At 44.7% G+C, this 16,737-nt stretch carries 17 protein-coding genes and 2 other RNA genes; 8 read left to right on the top strand and 11 right to left on the bottom strand.

All coding sequences use genetic code 11. The features are described 5' to 3' along the window. The first annotated feature begins 234 nt into the window (after positions 1–234). The 5 genes from dinG to AC0VXX_RS11140 all read left to right on the top strand — a co-directional run bounded on the left by dinG (position 235) and on the right by AC0VXX_RS11140 (position 4,981). Positions 235–2,307, top strand: a complete 2,073-nt coding sequence (dinG, locus tag AC0VXX_RS11120; protein WP_475514287.1) for an ATP-dependent DNA helicase DinG — start codon at positions 235–237, stop codon at positions 2,305–2,307. 8 nt (positions 2,308–2,315) lie between these two features. Continuing rightward, complete coding sequence (locus AC0VXX_RS11125; RefSeq protein ID WP_475514288.1) at positions 2,316–3,089, top strand: sulfite exporter TauE/SafE family protein; 774 nt, start codon at positions 2,316–2,318, stop codon at positions 3,087–3,089. Further along, complete coding sequence (locus AC0VXX_RS11130) at positions 3,086–3,748, top strand: primosomal replication protein (protein WP_475514289.1); 663 nt, start codon at positions 3,086–3,088, stop codon at positions 3,746–3,748. The genes AC0VXX_RS11125 and AC0VXX_RS11130 overlap by 4 nt, the downstream gene beginning before the upstream one ends. 9 nt (positions 3,749–3,757) lie before the next feature. Further along, positions 3,758–4,441, top strand: a complete 684-nt coding sequence (locus AC0VXX_RS11135; protein WP_475514290.1) for a DUF2057 domain-containing protein — start codon at positions 3,758–3,760, stop codon at positions 4,439–4,441. A gap of 267 nt (positions 4,442–4,708) precedes the next feature. Continuing rightward, positions 4,709–4,981 (top strand): late competence development ComFB family protein, encoded by a 273-nt coding sequence (locus AC0VXX_RS11140; protein ID WP_475514291.1) that lies wholly within the window; start codon positions 4,709–4,711, stop codon positions 4,979–4,981. A gap of 301 nt (positions 4,982–5,282) precedes the next feature. Here AC0VXX_RS11140 and ffs (AC0VXX_RS11145) read toward each other — a convergent pair. After that, positions 5,283–5,375, bottom strand: an RNA gene (gene ffs, locus AC0VXX_RS11145) — signal recognition particle sRNA small type. A gap of 216 nt (positions 5,376–5,591) precedes the next feature. On the opposite strand from ffs (AC0VXX_RS11145), the gene AC0VXX_RS11150 reads away from it, so the two are divergent. Further along, positions 5,592–6,755 (top strand): nucleoid-associated protein, encoded by a 1,164-nt coding sequence (locus AC0VXX_RS11150; RefSeq protein WP_475514292.1) that lies wholly within the window; start codon positions 5,592–5,594, stop codon positions 6,753–6,755. Then, entirely contained in the window at positions 6,748–8,016 is a 1,269-nt protein-coding gene (locus AC0VXX_RS11155) for a hypothetical protein (protein ID WP_475514293.1), read from the top strand. Before AC0VXX_RS11150 ends, AC0VXX_RS11155 begins: the two co-directional genes overlap by 8 nt. On the opposite strand, the gene AC0VXX_RS11160 is transcribed toward AC0VXX_RS11155, so the two are convergent. From AC0VXX_RS11160 to AC0VXX_RS11180, 5 genes are all read right to left on the bottom strand, one after another. Further along, a complete protein-coding gene (locus AC0VXX_RS11160; protein ID WP_475514294.1) occupies positions 8,006–8,476 on the bottom strand; it encodes a hypothetical protein in 471 nt (156 codons plus the stop codon). The genes AC0VXX_RS11155 and AC0VXX_RS11160 overlap by 11 nt on opposite strands. Positions 8,477–8,488: 12 nt before the next feature. Beyond that, positions 8,489–9,376 (bottom strand): IS982 family transposase, encoded by an 888-nt coding sequence (locus AC0VXX_RS11165; RefSeq protein ID WP_475514295.1) that lies wholly within the window; start codon positions 9,374–9,376, stop codon positions 8,489–8,491. Between the two features lie 70 nt (positions 9,377–9,446). Further along, positions 9,447–9,644: a DUF6538 domain-containing protein gene (locus tag AC0VXX_RS11170; RefSeq protein WP_475514296.1), complete on the bottom strand. Its 198-nt coding sequence runs from the start codon at positions 9,642–9,644 to the stop codon at positions 9,447–9,449. 73 nt (positions 9,645–9,717) lie between these two features. Next, positions 9,718–9,814, bottom strand: an RNA gene (ffs, locus tag AC0VXX_RS11175) — signal recognition particle sRNA small type. 174 nt (positions 9,815–9,988) lie between these two features. Then, complete coding sequence (locus AC0VXX_RS11180) at positions 9,989–10,288, bottom strand: ComEA family DNA-binding protein (protein ID WP_475514297.1); 300 nt, start codon at positions 10,286–10,288, stop codon at positions 9,989–9,991. A 398-nt stretch (positions 10,289–10,686) separates the two neighbouring features. On the opposite strand from AC0VXX_RS11180, the gene AC0VXX_RS11185 reads away from it, so the two are divergent. Further along, positions 10,687–12,078, top strand: a complete 1,392-nt coding sequence (locus AC0VXX_RS11185; RefSeq protein WP_475514298.1) for an SLC13 family permease — start codon at positions 10,687–10,689, stop codon at positions 12,076–12,078. A 56-nt stretch (positions 12,079–12,134) separates the two neighbouring features. On the opposite strand, the gene AC0VXX_RS11190 is transcribed toward AC0VXX_RS11185, so the two are convergent. The 5 genes from AC0VXX_RS11190 to pspB form a co-directional block, all read right to left on the bottom strand. Continuing rightward, the gene (locus tag AC0VXX_RS11190; RefSeq protein WP_475514299.1) at positions 12,135–13,313 is read right to left on the bottom strand and encodes a trans-sulfuration enzyme family protein; all 1,179 of its coding nucleotides are present in this window, start codon (positions 13,311–13,313) and stop codon (positions 12,135–12,137) included. 106 nt (positions 13,314–13,419) lie between these two features. After that, positions 13,420–14,511, bottom strand: coding sequence for a YcjF family protein (locus tag AC0VXX_RS11195; RefSeq protein ID WP_475514300.1), 1,092 nt, complete (start codon positions 14,509–14,511; stop codon positions 13,420–13,422). A 40-nt stretch (positions 14,512–14,551) separates the two neighbouring features. Next, a complete protein-coding gene (locus tag AC0VXX_RS11200; RefSeq protein ID WP_475514301.1) occupies positions 14,552–15,994 on the bottom strand; it encodes a YcjX family GTP-binding protein in 1,443 nt (480 codons plus the stop codon). Positions 15,995–16,097: 103 nt separating this feature from the next. After that, complete coding sequence (pspC, locus tag AC0VXX_RS11205; protein WP_475514302.1) at positions 16,098–16,493, bottom strand: envelope stress response membrane protein PspC; 396 nt, start codon at positions 16,491–16,493, stop codon at positions 16,098–16,100. After that, entirely contained in the window at positions 16,480–16,719 is a 240-nt protein-coding gene (gene pspB, locus AC0VXX_RS11210) for an envelope stress response membrane protein PspB (RefSeq protein ID WP_110456720.1), read from the bottom strand. Before pspB ends, pspC begins: the two co-directional genes overlap by 14 nt. Positions 16,720–16,737 lie beyond the last annotated feature (18 nt).

A 16,737-nucleotide genomic window follows, 5' to 3' on the forward strand; every position in this document is an offset into this window, starting at 1 on the left:
AAACTATGGTATCAATTTCGCCACTCAAGCAAATGATTTACAGGGTGCAGTATGAGCTTGCTCACTAAAATCTCATTTGTGCTACCAAGCGCACAGCAAGCAAAACGTCAAAACCCTGAAGCACAAACAGATAACCGCTTATGCTTATATCGACTGATTAAGAGCTTAATCATATTCCGCTGATACTGTTTTACTGTTATTATGTACAGCTGTATTTCTCTGCTATGTGCCTTCATGTTATCTGCCAATGTCAAAACTCAGATCCGCACCATCTATAAAGATATTGCGGCCGCCTTGCCCAACTTTCGCTCCCGGCGTGAGCAAAACTACATTGTGGCAGAGATCTCAAAAACATTAGCAGGTGAATATGACAAACATAGGCGCATCATTGTCGTCGAAGCCGGCACAGGGATTGGTAAGTCGTTGGCTTATATTCTAGGTACCATTCCACTGGCCTTAGCGAACAAGAAAAAAGTCTGTATTGCCACTGCAACGGTGGCGCTGCAAGAGCAGTTACTCAATAAAGATTTGCCCTTCTTTTTACAGCAATCTGGACTCGACTTTACCTTTGGCCTGGTCAAGGGACGTCAACGCTACGTCTGCTTAGCCAAACTCGAAATGCTGATTGGCAGCGATGACGGCACGCAGATGGCCATGTGGCAAACTAAACCCGATAACAGCCAGATAGCCTTATTACAAAGCTTATTAAAAGATTTCCATGAAGGCCGTTGGAATGGTGAGCGCGATACCCTGACGCAACAACTGCCCGATCACCTTTGGAGCCAAATTGCCTGCGACAAGCACAGCTGTCATCGGCAACTGGCCAGTCATCGCCACTGCCCGTTTCATAAGGCCCGTGAAGATATTGATAACTGGGATGTGTTAATCGCTAACCACAGCCTCCTTTTTGCCGACCTCGAGCTAGGCGGCGGGGTGATTTTGCCCGATCCTGAAGATCTCTATTATGTGATAGATGAAGCACATCACCTCCCTATCGTCGCCAGAGACTTTTCCAGCGCGCAAGCGACCCTGAGAGGCGCTGTCGATTGGTTAGAAAAGATCGGCAAAACCAGTGCTAAGCTGCAAAATCAGCTTAAGAGTAACCATATTATTGCCCCAGCTCAGGCGATGTTAGACCACATTAACGAATTAACCGGTTTGCTCAACGCCGTGGCGCAGTATTGCGATGGCCAAGGCGCGGCATTTGATAACCCTGAAAACCGCATCCGTTTTGAGCATGGCAAATTGCCGCAAGCTTTGGTTATTCAAGCGGAAAACTTAGCGAGCGCCTCTAATAACGCCCTCAAGCAATTTAATAAAATGCTAACCCTGCTCAACGAAGCCATAAAAGATGGTGAACTGCCCAAGCATCAGGCCGAGCAACTGCTGAGCGAAACCGGGTTTATGCTACAGCGCTTAGAAAACCTGCAAAAATTGTGGAAGATGATGGCCAAGACCGACAGCCCCAAAGGGGCGCCTATGGCCAGATGGATAGAGCAACTTCCGGGAAAACAACACGACTACCTGTGTAACGTCTCACCGATTGAAGTGGGCTTCATGCTCGAATTCTTATTGTGGGAAAAAGCCGCTGGCGTCGTTCTGTGCAGCGCCACTTTACGCGCACTGAACAATTTTAATCATTTTACCCATCAAGTGGGCCTGTCGATAAACGATGGTAGTCGTTATCTGGCCATGGATAGCCCATTTGATTTTGAGCAAAATGCGACCTTATACCTGCCTAAGATGCGCACCGAACCAACGGACGACCGTTATACCGATGAGCTTGCCGAGCAGATATTGACCCTTATCGAAGGTGAAACCGCCACCTTAGTGCTGTTTGCTTCCTACTGGCAGATGGAAAAAGTGGCTGATATTGTTCGGCCCAAAATTGACAGCCCATTATTGATCCAGGGGGAAGACTCGCGTCAACAACTGCTGACACAACATAAACAGCGCTGTGACGCTGGCGAAGTGAGTATTATCTTCGGCACGGGCAGCTTCTCAGAAGGGCTTGATCTGCCAGGGGATTATCTTACCAATTTAATTATTACCAAATTACCCTTTGCAGTGCCAACCTCCCCCGTTGAGCAAGCCCATGCAGAATATATCAAGATAAAGGGCGGTAATCCGTTCTTACAACTGACCATACCCGACGCATCACGTAAATTGATCCAAAGTTGTGGTAGATTACTGCGTAAGGAAGAGGATTATGGCCGTATCACTATCTTAGATCGGCGCTTAGTGACTAAACGCTACGGTAAGTCACTGCTTGATGCCTTACCTCCATTCCGCCAAGTGATAGAGTAGGAACCACATTGGAGTTACTTTTAGACCCCAGCGTTTGGGTTATTTTAGCCGCCACAGGTTTTATTGCCGGCTTTATTGACGCTGTCGCGGGCGGCGGTGGCTTACTGTCGATCCCTGCGTTATTAACCATAGGCATACCGCCACACGCGGCGCTCGGTACCAATAAATTGGCCGCAAGCTTTGGCTCATCCATGGCGGCATTTACCTATTACCGCAAACATTTTTTTGAGCCACGCTTTTGGTACCATGCCGCAATAGCCACCTTTATTGGCGCTGTTATCGGCACTTTCGTGGTGTATTTAATTGATAATCAATGGCTCGAAAAATTACTGCCACTCATTATCATCATCATTGCCATCTACACCTTGCTAAAACCCAGCGTAATGGGAGCTAACACCCACTTACCTCCAACTCGCGCACCATCGGCCTTTAAGCAATGGCGCCAAGGGATACCGCTGGGATTTTATGATGGTTTTGCAGGGCCTGCTGTTGGAGCGTTTTGGACAATCAGCAGTATTTCGCAATACCAATTACCAGTACTCAACAGTTGTGGATTAGCACGCGCCATGACTTTTATCAGTAACTTAACCTCTTTAATGGTCTTTTTAGCCTTGGGACAAGTCAATATTGTTATCGGTTTGTCCATGGGCTTATGCATGATGTTAGGCTCGTTTGTTGGCGCTCGCACCGCAATCAAATTTGGCGTACCATTTATCCGTCCGCTATTTATCACCGTGGTTATTTTGATTGCCATCAATTTGGCGTGGAGCGCATGGGCATGAACACCTCAGAACTAATTCATCGTTTACGAGTCCAACTTAAGCAATTAGAGCAAGAAGTGCTGCAACATGACAGTCAACTGGCAAAAGGACAACGTAAGCTACTGCACGATACCGAGCGTTTTAATCATGGCTTATTTAATCAATCTGGTGCCCAGCTTGCCCCTTGTATCAGTCAAATCAGCAATAAAATTGCGCAGCTCGAAAAACTACTCAAGGGGAATATCTCGACATCGACCATAGCGCTCAGTTGTGAAGGCATACAAGATAGATTTACCGCACTGCGCCGTGCGCTGAACACCACCACATTAGATGTAAAATCGGCTGAACAACAAAAAACATCACGTATGGCTAATGCCAAGCAACGACGACAACAATCCCATGCAGATAGTGGTTTTAGTTGGATTGCTTCTGGCGTGATGCATAATAGCCACCAGCTGTACGAGGAATTAAACAAACATTTGAACTGGGTTCAAACATTTGAGCAAAAAATTGCAGATTTACAATCAAAACTTGAAAACTGTCATAGTGCTGACAAAATTGCACTGCAAAATGAGATACTTTTAGTCCACCGTCGCTTAGGCAAGTGTCGGCAAGCTATTAGTTATATAGAAGATCGCATTCAGGCGTTTGAACGCCCGTATAGAAGTCATAATCGTTAAGGAGTAACAATGAAATCAGTAATGCCAATCACCGCTTTAATCGCTTTGCTTGGTGCCTCATCGGCAATGGCTGCCAATCTCACCATTCCCATGGCATTTGAATACTTAGCCCTTAATGGTCAAAAAGTAGAAAGTAGCTTGTTTAACCATAAGGCCGATTTAAGCCTAGATAACGGCACTCACAAGATTGCTATCCGTTATCACGATATGGTGCAAGATGATTTCAGTGACAGCGAAAGTTTTATCAAATCATCCCCCTTTATTGTTACCCTTAATGTCGACGGCGATTATCAGTACCAATTACAACCCGCCGAAGGCAAAGTGATTAAACGTCCGAAAGAGTTTGCTAAATCACCCGAGGTCATTATCACGCGTGCCGATGGTGGTAAAGTCAGCTACCAAGTAGCACAAACCGATATTACTGAGGCTTCGTTTGTAGGTCGACTATTGGGCGATGACAGCGGTCAAGATGTTGAAGTTGCTGCAGCCGTTGCAACAGGCAGTGCTATGGCAGCCAGTTCCGTACCCGCAAAGCCTATAAGTGCAATAGAAGCCGCGACATTACCCGCAACAGCAACGCCCACCAACAAGAGTGAAGCTGAACATGCTCAGCAAATGCTGCAATACTGGTGGTTACACGCCGATGAAAAAACTCGCAAAGAGTTTATGAGCTGGGCTATCAAACAGTTGTAATAAGGTTGTAAATACCACAGGCTGAGTCACGCTGGCAAGATGTTGGCGTGACGCTCCCCATATCGAAATCGCCCCCAATTTCGCCTCGAACAATATACCGCCTCACACCTTTCTCGCGTTTACACTTAATAACATTGTCAGTATTACCTTACTTTGCATCACGTACCTGACTATCACGCAACGCTAAATAGTTATTGCGGCTAAGCCAATATGATTGCAAACTAGACAAACGATATAAGCCAAGCCCCTCATCGTGGAGATAGATGCATGCAACTAGAAATTCGAAATTATTATGAAGTACTGTTACTCGAGATGCTGTCTGATGAAGGGCTGATGGATGAGTTACCTGAAGACTATCTCGCCGATTTATGCTGCGTAACACTCAATCAGCTACCGGTACGCTATATTCGTCATCTCGTCGATACCTATTTTTTTGAAGATTATGACGAACTCAAGCAGATGAAAGCTGAGATCCAATCCGCCTTAGAAAAATCTCGTGCATTTTTAAAAACCAAGCTCCCCCAACAAGAGAACCAGTAAGTCTAACCAAGGATTTCAATTAAAGGGGGGGGGCGCCTTGGTATTCACGCGCTCGCTACTTTCTAGACATACCCCAGGCATAGCCCAGACATCAAAAGTCACACAGATGGGTATTTCAGCATTTATAACGGCACGGCATTAAACAAAGATAAAACGGTGAATTTAAAACAAGATAGGGAAATTTAAACAAATAGGGAGAGTTTTTTTGCTAACCGATTTCTCATCGAGTGTACCACCAAGTGTACCACTTGCGGCCTTTCTGAGATAAGCCTTTGATTAGACTTTAATTTGGAGGTTTCCCTAGAGCCACACCCCGGCACATGAGTCGCCTGCTGCGGTTGCTCCCTTCCGGGCCTGGCCGAGTTCACAAGTTATCATTGCGGGTGATGCAAGGAAGCATCCATTAACTAGTTCAGAAATGACCCAAGGTGGATTAAGTCGATAATGTAGTGCAGGGGATCAGTCAACTATTCGCCACAAATATTAGACTGCAAGTGATTAACCATATAATATAATTATAAAATCATGGAAGATATTCAAAATAGGTGTATGGACACACTCCTACAACACCGCCTCTTCCTCTCTGTGTAGCTAAATGTGGACAATAAATATGCTTGATTGCACTGAATGCGGTGAAACCTTCGATAAATCACTTGATAACTGCCCAGAATGTGAAGCTTTAGCGCCCACTGAACGCCCTAAATTTATATCAATTGCAGCTATCACTGCAGAATTTATCACCCAAACCGGCAGCTCAAGCCTTTCATCAAAAATAGGCAATGAGTGGCCTCAGAATGATGACATCTGCTACAGGCTGATTGTAGAGGTAGAGAATAAATTTAAGCGCAGGAACAAGTATCACAGCTATTACGATGAAGACTTATCACCATTATCCACTCCAGCCAGACTAACATCCTACGTTAATGGAGCTTTACCATTTAAAGAACTTGTTAAGCTTCTTATGGACTCCTTAGTCAATGCGGCCAAAGAGGCGGGAGCTTACAAGGTTGCTGGGGGCAACATCGTATTTATGCACTACAAAGGGCATGAAGAAGATGAAATTGGTCGACTAATGGCCATAATGGTAGACAAGAAAGATGGATTCAATTTTGATGAAAACCTTGTACCAACGGACTCAGAGCATATAAACCTAGAGGCGATGCGGCAAGCCGCTCTATTTGACCTCACTCTTTTTGATTCAACTTACCCTGAGATTCCAAAAGAGGAGACCTACCTCAAGTTCATCAAAGGCGCTTCTAAAGGGTTGTTTTTTAGAGAAGCGTTTGGTTGCATCATTAGGGCTGAAAATGCTCATTCTATAAATCAACTTTTTGATGCTCTTAGTCAATTTCAACTAAAACATAGTTTACCTGAATCTTTTTATGACAAGGCTTGCGATGCTCTTGATGTTATCCTAGTGAAGGCAGCAAAAGATAAAAAACCGGTTCCGGCCACACTGCTATTTGAGACCATAGAAAGCGCGCTTGAAATAGACTCACCTTTACGCGGCACCTTTCAAACTTTCGTTAACTCGAATGGTTTTGAGATTAATCATCATATTGAGCCTACTGCAAACTCGGTAGAAGCGGAAAAGTGGATTAATATTGAAGCAAGTGATGAAAGCTTTGTTGCAAAGGTCTTCAAAAAAAGTGTTGGCAGATCGGGAACAGGTGAAGTAGTGCAGTACGATTCAGAGAACCACAAACTTATACTTCAAATCTCCGATGAGGCAACAAGAGCTTCATTGCTAAAACTCATGAATAAAGATGACTGAGATGACTGTAAGACCTGATTTATTTGAATCACTCAAAGCGTTAACATTACTTGACGAATCGACGGATGCTTTACTGATTTTTGATGGGGTAACGAGTCAAAATACTCCCTTTTTAAAAGAAGGCTTAACTTCTCTCGGTTTCAACTTTGATCCCAGACGAAGTATTCGTGGCACCCGTTTATACGTTCAATTGACAGCCCCTCAGTGGAGTGACAAGTGCCCAATATTTATTAGTTGGGAAGGCCTCTTCAAGAAAGTTAATGATACGCTTTCTATACCAGAAACTTTTCTGATTATTTCAGACTTACAACAGACCGAAAATCTTGATGAAGATAATATAAAAAGGCTTCAGATTCTATGTGGCACTCGCCGCATTCTCTCAACGTTATGTGACCACTGCGAACCACCTAAAGGGCCAGCTAAAGGCTCAGAGAGACTCTTGTTTTTAATAGAGTCAGAACAGGAAAACCCTTCACACCGTTACGACTTCAAACCCGAAACAACGTGGACAAAGCTATTAGAATTGACTCAGTTAAGTGAATCAATTGTCTCCATATCCAAACTTGAAGAAACGCTGGCTATAGACGATAAACAGGCTGATGAGCGTAAATCAGTAATGCGATCCTCTTTTGGTGAGTTCATCAATAAATGTGAGTCTTCCTCAACTATTTTTAACTATATGCTCAACTCATTAGTTCAATTTCAAAAGAAGTATGATGAGCATCATGAAATGTTTATTCAGCGCTTCAGTGTAAACAAGGTGCTTCATGAAATAAGCAAACAAGACCTCGAGTACACATCAAAAATCAATGAGATAGTATCCAGCGGTCAAGCGAGAGCTTTAACCATTCCAGCCTCATTGGCAGTGATAGGTGCGGTAATGAAAATAGACGCTATAAGTGACGCACTTGCTGTGGCTATTGGTTTACTCATCACCACCATAATGATTGTAAAATCTCTTGATGTACACAGTAAGACTTTTGAGCACATTGGGAAACGAATTAAAGCTGAATTCCAAAGGTATGATAGTTTAGCTGAGCAGGCTGAGGTCAGAAAGCAAGCCATCAAAATCCAAGATGACCTAACTGACCTCGTCATTAAAGCAAGCAACAACCTAACCTTCGTAAGACGCGTAGTGATTGGTACATTAATTGTGGGGTTCGCATACATCACCTACTCCACCTACAACTCGTTAAACCAACCGATTAAAGCTGAAAACTCAGTAGAAAAGGTACATGTTAAACAGGATTTTAAGATTTAGACGCCTTAACCTTAGCCGACACCTTAATACTTAAACCTGCCATAGGGTTATTAGTACCGTAATGAATAGTCGCCCATTGCAACAACGCTGAGACTCGCGTCAATCGCTTATTAACGGTAGATACCGCAAGGTCTGCTTTAGATGAGAAGTGTCGTTTATATTCCAATGCCTTAGCCAAGGTGAACTCATCTAAGCGTAAGTTACCTAAAAGACTGATCATATCCTTAAACGTCTGTCGATTGACCTGCTCACTATGTGGCGACCAAGCGCCTTGCTTAAGCTTCTCTTGGCAAAACTCTTCAACAACCTGACTGAGCCTAGGGAGCTTAGGGTGTTGATTATGAGAATTATTGCTTTGACGGGTAATAGTGGGCGCTGGAAGCTTAACTGGTCTTTGCTCTTGGCCCTTCTGGGCGCTGTCTTGAGATACCCCTTCGACAACACTTCGTAATTTACTCAACCTCAGATCGGTTTAACGTAACACTGAAATCACGTTGAATTCTGCTGATGTAATATTGAGTTGTGGCTTATTCTCTTTGAGTTGATAAGCCACTAAACCTCCTATCACATTAAGCATGAAACCATGTACGCTGCGGTGCCGCGTATGCTCTATTTGTGAGATGTTTTTTAGCTGGTCATTGATTGTTTCGATAATAAATCGTCTAGAAAGCATGGCTCTATCCCATAATGATAAAGCCTTTGCTTTCATGTTTTTACGCACGTTATTAACGATAGTTACCCCACGTTCTAATAGGTCGCCTGCTAACGCTTTGCCGATATACCCCTTATCAGCATAGAGTTTATCCATTGATTCAACGACCATACCTTTTACGGGTTTCGTGTCATGCACATTCGCAGGTGTTATTTTGGCTGCAACGATGCCGCCTCGATGGTTCACAATAAGATGAAGTTTAAAACCATAGAACCAGCCCATCGTGCCTTTTCCTCGGCTGGCGAGACCTGCTAGCGTTTTATGCCTTGGAATTCGTAAATTATGACAAACCTTAATGCTCGTTGAGTCAACGAATTCGATGCCTGTTGGGGCGCTTTTTAAAGAGGAAAAATAACTGCACATTGGAATGACTGTACTCGGCATGACTTCAAGAAATCGAGTGTAGCTGAGTAAGTTTGGAAAATCAGATTTGTAGAAACGAGCCAGATATCCTGTGTAAAAATTCTTGAAGTCACGATGATTAGACATATGGAAGGCAATGATAATTGTCATAATTTCACTCATCGTCATTCTGCCAGCGCGCTTACGCTTGCGGGTTCCATCAGTTAGACACTGTTGTTCCCATTGAGGAATAAAAGCATTACAAAAATCATCGACATCACAAAATACATCCACTAAATTATTCATATGCCCTCTGCGTGATTGATTAATCTTGGTCGAGAGATCTGATCACAAAGAGGGCTATTAGTTCAATTTCTTATCCCGAGTTCAGGTTACTCAACACTTGCCAAGACTTACGAATAGCTTCAAGACGGTCTCTCGTCGCTAACGACTTTCTAATTTCACGCTTACCAAGAGAGCTTTGCTGAGCTTCAGGTACGACTATACGCGCATACCAAATGCCATGACGAGATTGAAACAAATAGGGGGAGTTTTTTGCTAACCGATTTCTCATCGAGTGTACCACCAAGTGTACCACTTGCGGCCTTTCTGAGATAAGCCTTTGATTAGACTTTAATTTGGAGGTTTCCCTAGAGCCACACCCCGGCACATGAGTCGCCTGCTGCGGTTGCTCCCTTCCGGGCCTGGCCGAGTTCACAAGTTATCATTGCGGGGGGACCCTAGGGTCACCATAGATTCTTAAAGCGTGTTATCTCTAAGACGGGGGCATTATCTATCATGCAGGACATGCGATCAAGGGAATATCTGCATATGAGGCATTCTTTATGCCTGAGTGGTGAATCTATAAACAAATACCCACAAGCGCGGGTATTTTTTAATAAAACAAGTGTCAATCATTTACAATTTAATATTGGCGCGATTGTCCTCCAGTAGTTTGGGGCCTATGCCTTTAACTTCAGATAATTGATTGATATCTGTAAATTTACCGTGAGTATTACGATATTCAATAATCGCCATCGCCTTATTTTCGCCAATTCCTTTTAATTGACTTAACTGCTCTACAGTGGCGGTATTGATATTAACAGCTTGCGCCTGAACTGGTGCATTCACAGGGACTGGCTCCACCTTTTCGGCGCCATAAGCCGAACTGAGTGCCAATGTGGCCGCGATTAAACAGCCCAATAATGTTGCTTTCATAACCAACTCCTTGAGTATCCATTAGGGGATGACCAGCATTCCTTTTCCTTGGTCACGTTAAAAACATAGAACAAACTCATACCTTGCGCAAATACGTGACAGGCACCAATGACAGCTTAAGCACGCAGTGACGGCGATCACACAAAATAACTTTCAGTTTATTTCATAACTGGATGAAATCTGTTGCAAGCGATTCACTATGAAAAAAAATGTGATCCACCCCTTACTTTAAAGCGTGATTCAGGTAACATTAGGCCGCATTTTATTGCGCTACTGCACATATACAGCTGAAGTACAAAGTAATTTAACTACAAATAAAAAGCTTTGTGCCGATCTCACGCTGGGATAATGTTGTGCGCCTAACAACAAGTACTAACAACAAGAATATGGACCCTTTAATGTCTCACGAAACCACGCAGGCTCAGCCACTGCTTCCAGAAAAGCCGGCACAATCTAAAAATATGCTTATATTGTTTGCCGATATCTGTTTATTCATATTGATGTATCACTTTTTGCCTTTTGAGCAGAGCATTAATATCGGACTCGCTATTCTCGTTTTTGCCGCAATTTTATGGCTGACTGAAGCCATCCATATTAGCGTGACCGCAATAATGATCCCTATTCTAGGGGTCGTATTAGGTGTATTTGAAACCAAAACGGCAATGAGCAATTTTGCTAACCCGATTATTTACCTGTTTTTTGGTGGCTTTGTCCTTGCTGCTGCCTTGAATCATCAAGGTATCGACCGCCGCATTGCTCAGAAAGTGCTTACCGCCTCTAAAGGTAAACTGAGTATTGCTTGCATGATGTTGTTCGGCATCACCGCCCTACTATCGATGTGGATCAGTAATACTGCTACAGCGGCAATGATGCTGCCGTTAGCTCTGGGCATTTTGCAACAGCTAGACATTAAAGAGCATCGCAATACCTACCTCTTTATGCTGCTTGGCATTGCCTACTCGGCCAATATTGGCGGCATAGGTACTTTAGTGGGCAGTCCGCCTAATGCTATCGCAGCGGCTCAAGTGGGTTTAAGCTTTGCCGACTGGTTAGAGTTCGGTCTGATCACTGTGGCGCTGATGTTGCCCAGTATGCTTATCGCGCTTTATCTTTATTTGAAACCCAATCTTAATGTGGTTTGCGAGATCCCAAACGACAGCCAAAAATTAAATTTTCAAGGTAAACTCACCCTCATCGTCTTTTTAGCAACCGTATGTTGCTGGATATTCAGTAAGCCTATTTCTGGCGCTTTAGGCGGCATCAAACAGTTCGATACCATAGTGGCATTAAGTGCCGTGGTATTACTGGCTGGTTTAGGCTTAGTGCAGTGGAAAAAAATAGAAAAAACGACAGATTGGGGCGTGCTCATCCTCTTTGGTGGTGGTTTAACGTTAAGTGCTATTTTAAAAACCACAGGTACAAGTGTATTTTTGGCGCACTGGGTCACCGACATTTTTGGTAACACTCACATGGCGTTATTCACCTTTGCGGTGATCTTTTTTGTGGTGATGCTGACCGAATTTGCCAGTAATACCGCTAGTGCTGCTTTATTGGTACCTGTATTTGCCGCGATTGCTGAAGCTCTGGGACTATCACCTGTAATGCTGTCGGTATTAATTGGTATTGCTGCTTCTTGTGCCTTTATGCTGCCAGTGGCGACGCCGCCCAATGCGATTGTGTATGGGTCAGGTCACATTAAGCAATCAGAGATGATGCGAGCAGGCGCAATAATCAATTTTATCAGTATGTTGGTACTGTACATCATTGCTCACCTGTTCTGGACTATCTAAGCGTAATCCATTCACCCATCAGTGGCCTACTCGATAATGAGTTGGCCACTGATGGACTACGCCCCTTCTAACGCTTGGCGTAAATCGTCAAGAATATCTTCAACCGCCTCTAATCCTACCGATATACGCAATAGATTATCGCTAATCCCTGCCGCAAGTCGCTCCTCACATGAATAGGGCGAATGGGTCATCGAGGCCGGATGCTGAATAAGTGACTCAGGGTTCCCCAAACTGACCGCAATAGTAAATAACTTAAGTCGATTAACAAATGCAACAGCACCATCAAAGTGACTATCAAGTTCAAAGGCCACCACTCCCCCAGCTCGGCGCATCTGCGAGCCGATAAGATGATGACCACTATGATGACTTAAACCTGGATAATAAACTCGGCTAATTTGCGGGTGTTTATCCAGATATTCGGCAATCACCTGGGCATTATCACAATGACGTGCAAGTCTGACATCTAAGGTTTTTAGCCCGCGTAAGATAAGCCAGGCATCGTGTGGTGATAATATCGCGCCGATGTCTTTGAGGATTTCTGTTTTGAGTTTGGTTATCATCTCCTCGCTGCCACACACTATGCCGGCAATCACATCGCCGTGGCCATTAAGGTATTTAGTGGCGCTATGCACCACCATATCAATGCCCAACGAGATAGGTTGCTGCAGCAACGGGGTCATAAAGGTGTTATCGACAATACTCACCAGATGATGCAGCTTCGCTATATGAGCAATGGCGGTTAAGTCATAAACATCGAGATGGGGATTCACTGGAGTTTCACAAAACAGCACTTTAGTGTTGGGCTTAATGGCGCGCTTTATCGCATCAATATCATTAAAATCCACCAAAGTGGTTTCAATACCAAACTTACTCAACTGTGTGGTCATCAAGGCAAAAGTGCAACCATAGACAGCTTTGGCGGCAACGAGATGATCGCCACAGCATAAATGGGTTAATAATGCGGCCGATACCGCCGCCATCCCCGATCCCGTGGCAGCTGCGGTTTCACTGCCCTCTAGTATCGCTAACTTACGCTCCAGCTCAGCCGTGGTGGGATTACCTAAGCGGGTATAAATATAGCCTTGCTGCTCACCAGCAAAGCACGCGCTGCCTTGCTCTGCGTTATCGAATGCAAAAGTTGCACTTTGATACAGTGGTGAAACTAATGCACCCGTTGCATCCCTTTGATGCCCAGCGTGGATAACTTGAGTCGCCTGCAGCCATTTTTGTTGCATTATCTCTCTCCAAAGTGCTCATTGGTTGAATAAAGCTCAACACCCGCCTTGACCTACCTTGGACTGTTTTGCGCTTGAGAGTAAAGCCACGACAACAGATTAAGCCCTAACGTGATGTAAAATCTTTGTTACGGGTTGTGCGCTTACCTAACGCGGCTAGAGAGAAGTCTTTGAGTTCACCCAGTAGTGCGGTGTGGATCTTGGTTAACTTGGGGCGGGTCTCATGACTAAATACCACGGGCCGACACAATGCCATGGTCTGATAACCTAACCTTGCGGTGAGTAATCCCCCGCCTAAGCCTTGCGCCATCCGCGTCGATACCTTGCCGGACACTTCCAGTGACAGCAACTGGGTACCAATATCGGTTACCACCTCACTGGCGCCCGCATAAATAATATTGGTTATCACCGAACGAATAAGCTTAATGCGGCTCCAATAACCCAGCTCAATACCATAGCAGCTGGCTAATTCGCGGATCATCTTCTGGTTACGCCATAAAATAATCGCCATATCGAGCATGGCCAACGGGCTTGCGGCTAACAATAGTGCCGATTCTGTGGCATAACGATGCACTAATTTTTTAGCTTTTTTATCGATTTCAGTTAACACCAGCGACTCAAACAACAGCACTCGCTCGGCATCGTTATGCTCATCACGCACATGATCACGGTAGTTTTGGGTGTCGATATCTGTGGGTAATTTAGCCAAAATACGCTCGATAAACGGGTCGGCCTCACCAATCTGCATGCTGAGAGCTAAGCGCTCACTCACTTGCTGTGCCTCCTCAATCCCCTTTAATCGCTTCAGCTGACGCCATTCACTAAAGGTTATCCGCCCAGCCCACAAGATAACCAAAGCCAGAACACTGGCATATAAACCAAATAGCCAAGGGCTGTCGGTCCATGCTTGTGACAAGGACAACCCGGTTTGGGTCAGTACTAAGATGATAAGGCCAAGCAACATGCTTTTAGTCAACCATGACCAGCGGCGACGCTTACTCACCATCAAGGTGCGCTTCGCGCTATGGTCAATATCTAATAATTGTGCAAGCTGCTCCTCGTCACTCTCGCTGGATAGTATGTGTACAGGTTCAGCATCAAAATGCCTTGCCTGTTGTAGCCTTGGCTGAGTCGAGGGATCATCATCTCCTAGCTCGAATAACTGTTTTTTTTCTATCGAATCTGAGGGTTGTGTCATTATCGTTCCTATCATCAATCAAGATGTAAATCAGGGATAGCTAAGTTAGCTTATCGCCAATTAAATACTGCAATAGGTGATCTAAGCGAATATGCTCAAAATGCACATCCTTAGCAGTACTGGCGATTTGAGGCGGCGCAAAATTAACAAATTCAAACCCTTGTTGCTGCCAAAATTCACTGCGAGGCAGCTGCTTGGGCACTTCGCCAGGAAACAAAGTGACCGCTTTACCACTTGCCATATCGCGTCCCTTAACCACCTCTATCTGTTTAGTGTCAACTTGCACCATGCCATGTTGTGTGGCTTTTATAGCACTGATCGCCATCACCTCAACATCGCAACCTTCAAACTTGGCATGTTGCTGACTGCGGTTAACCAGCTGGGTCAATAGCGATAACACATTACCCTGCTGATCGCGGGTAATATGGTCCACTTTACTGGCAGCAAATAACAGCTTATCAATACGAGGAGAAAATAGCCTTTTCAATAAGTTAGATTGACCAAAATGAAAGCTAGCCATGATGCCGTCTAGCGCCTGACTCATATCATCAAACTGCGCTTTACCACGATTAAGCGGCGTAAAACAGTCAACTAATAATAATTGACGGTCAAACTTGGCAAAGTAATCGCGGTAGAAGGGTTTAACAACCTGGATTACATAGCTGTGATAACGTTTTTTAAGTACATGGTAATAGGAGTCTTTAGGGCTTTTTTCTAATGCATCGCACTGCCCCTCACTTAAGCCGAGTAGAGGAAAAAACGCTAACACTGGCGTATCGGCCAGCTCACCTGGCAATAACATGCGCCCAGGTTGGGCATTATAAAACCCATGGGTATGTACACTGTCACACAGCAGTTGTTGATACAGGCTCGACACCTGTTTGAGTTGCAGCTCTTGCGCCGGTGATGCTAAAGGCAGCTCGGCGCAAGCGTCGATAAAGGGCGTGTAATACTCGCTGAGCGACAACAAGCTGCTACGCAGACTTTGACGCTGACACCACTGTAGATAGGTGAGTTTTAACATAGGTAAATCGAGTAACCACTCACCTGGGTAGTCAACAATATCAACATATAAGGTGCTATGGTCAGTCAGTTTTGCCAGCAGCCCTTTTTGCGGCTGGTATTTAATCGCTAACCTCAGCTCACTGATATTACGCGTGGACGCTGGCCAGTGAGGTTCACTAGAGGTTAAGGCCGCCATGGCGCCTTCGTAATCAAAACTGGCAATGGTCATATCGGGCTGTAAGGTGCGCTTTACCCCATAAAGGCGCTCATCTCGCGCCACTTGCCACAAGGGCAACGCATTATGTTGCCCAACGGTACCACTGTGTAGGAGTTGATTCACTAATCCGGTGATAAAAGCGGTTTTGCCTGCGCCAGACAAACCCGTTACCGCTAGGCGTACATGATTGTCTGTGGTTCGTTTGACCAAAGATTTTGACTGTTGTGATAGCTTATGAAGTGAGCGATTGAGTGAGTTCATAGCACCTATCTTGGCCCCTATAATATCCGTATTCGAATCGTAGCCATGTTTAAGGGCGGTATTCACCGCCCTTATGCCTTATGTAAGTCATGATGAATCAAGCTTACAGGTTGTTGATCTCCCGTTTGAGATCGAAACTATCAGAGGTGACATGACGTTCAAGCTGTTGAAGCCTTACCTCTAATTGTCTAAATTGGCTGCTGACATCCCGTAACGCTGCCTTAGCGGGTTCGCCAGCCTGCCAGACCTTCTTTTTAACCTCAATCTCTTTATGCTGGTGTTTGTTCTTTGTGCTGCCAGGCTTGATATCTAATATCATCCACAGTAGCACATAGATGATAAAGATGATGCCCGATCCCCCAAGTAAAAATATCGATGCAGCCACCACCCTGACTAACCAGGTTTCAAAGTTAAAGTAATCGGCTATTCCGGCGCAGACCCCAGCGATTTTGCCTGATTCGGGAATGCGATATAAGGGACGTCCATTAGATGCGCTCATCTCGATGCCTCCATTGTGGCGCCTCGCTGTCTAAAATAGCTTCCAAGGTTTCTATGCGTTGGGCCATTTTATCGGCTTTGCTAATTAACTCATTTAGCTGAGTAAACTCTTCTTCAGTGAGTCCTTGGCTCACTTGGCGTTTACTACGGTAATGTAGGATCAGCCAAATGGGTGCCACCACTATCATGAAGATGATGATCGGGGCTATTAATAAATCCATATCCATAACTCACCTCTGAATCGT

The organism is Shewanella sp. QJM3NY_23 (genome assembly GCF_056173105.1).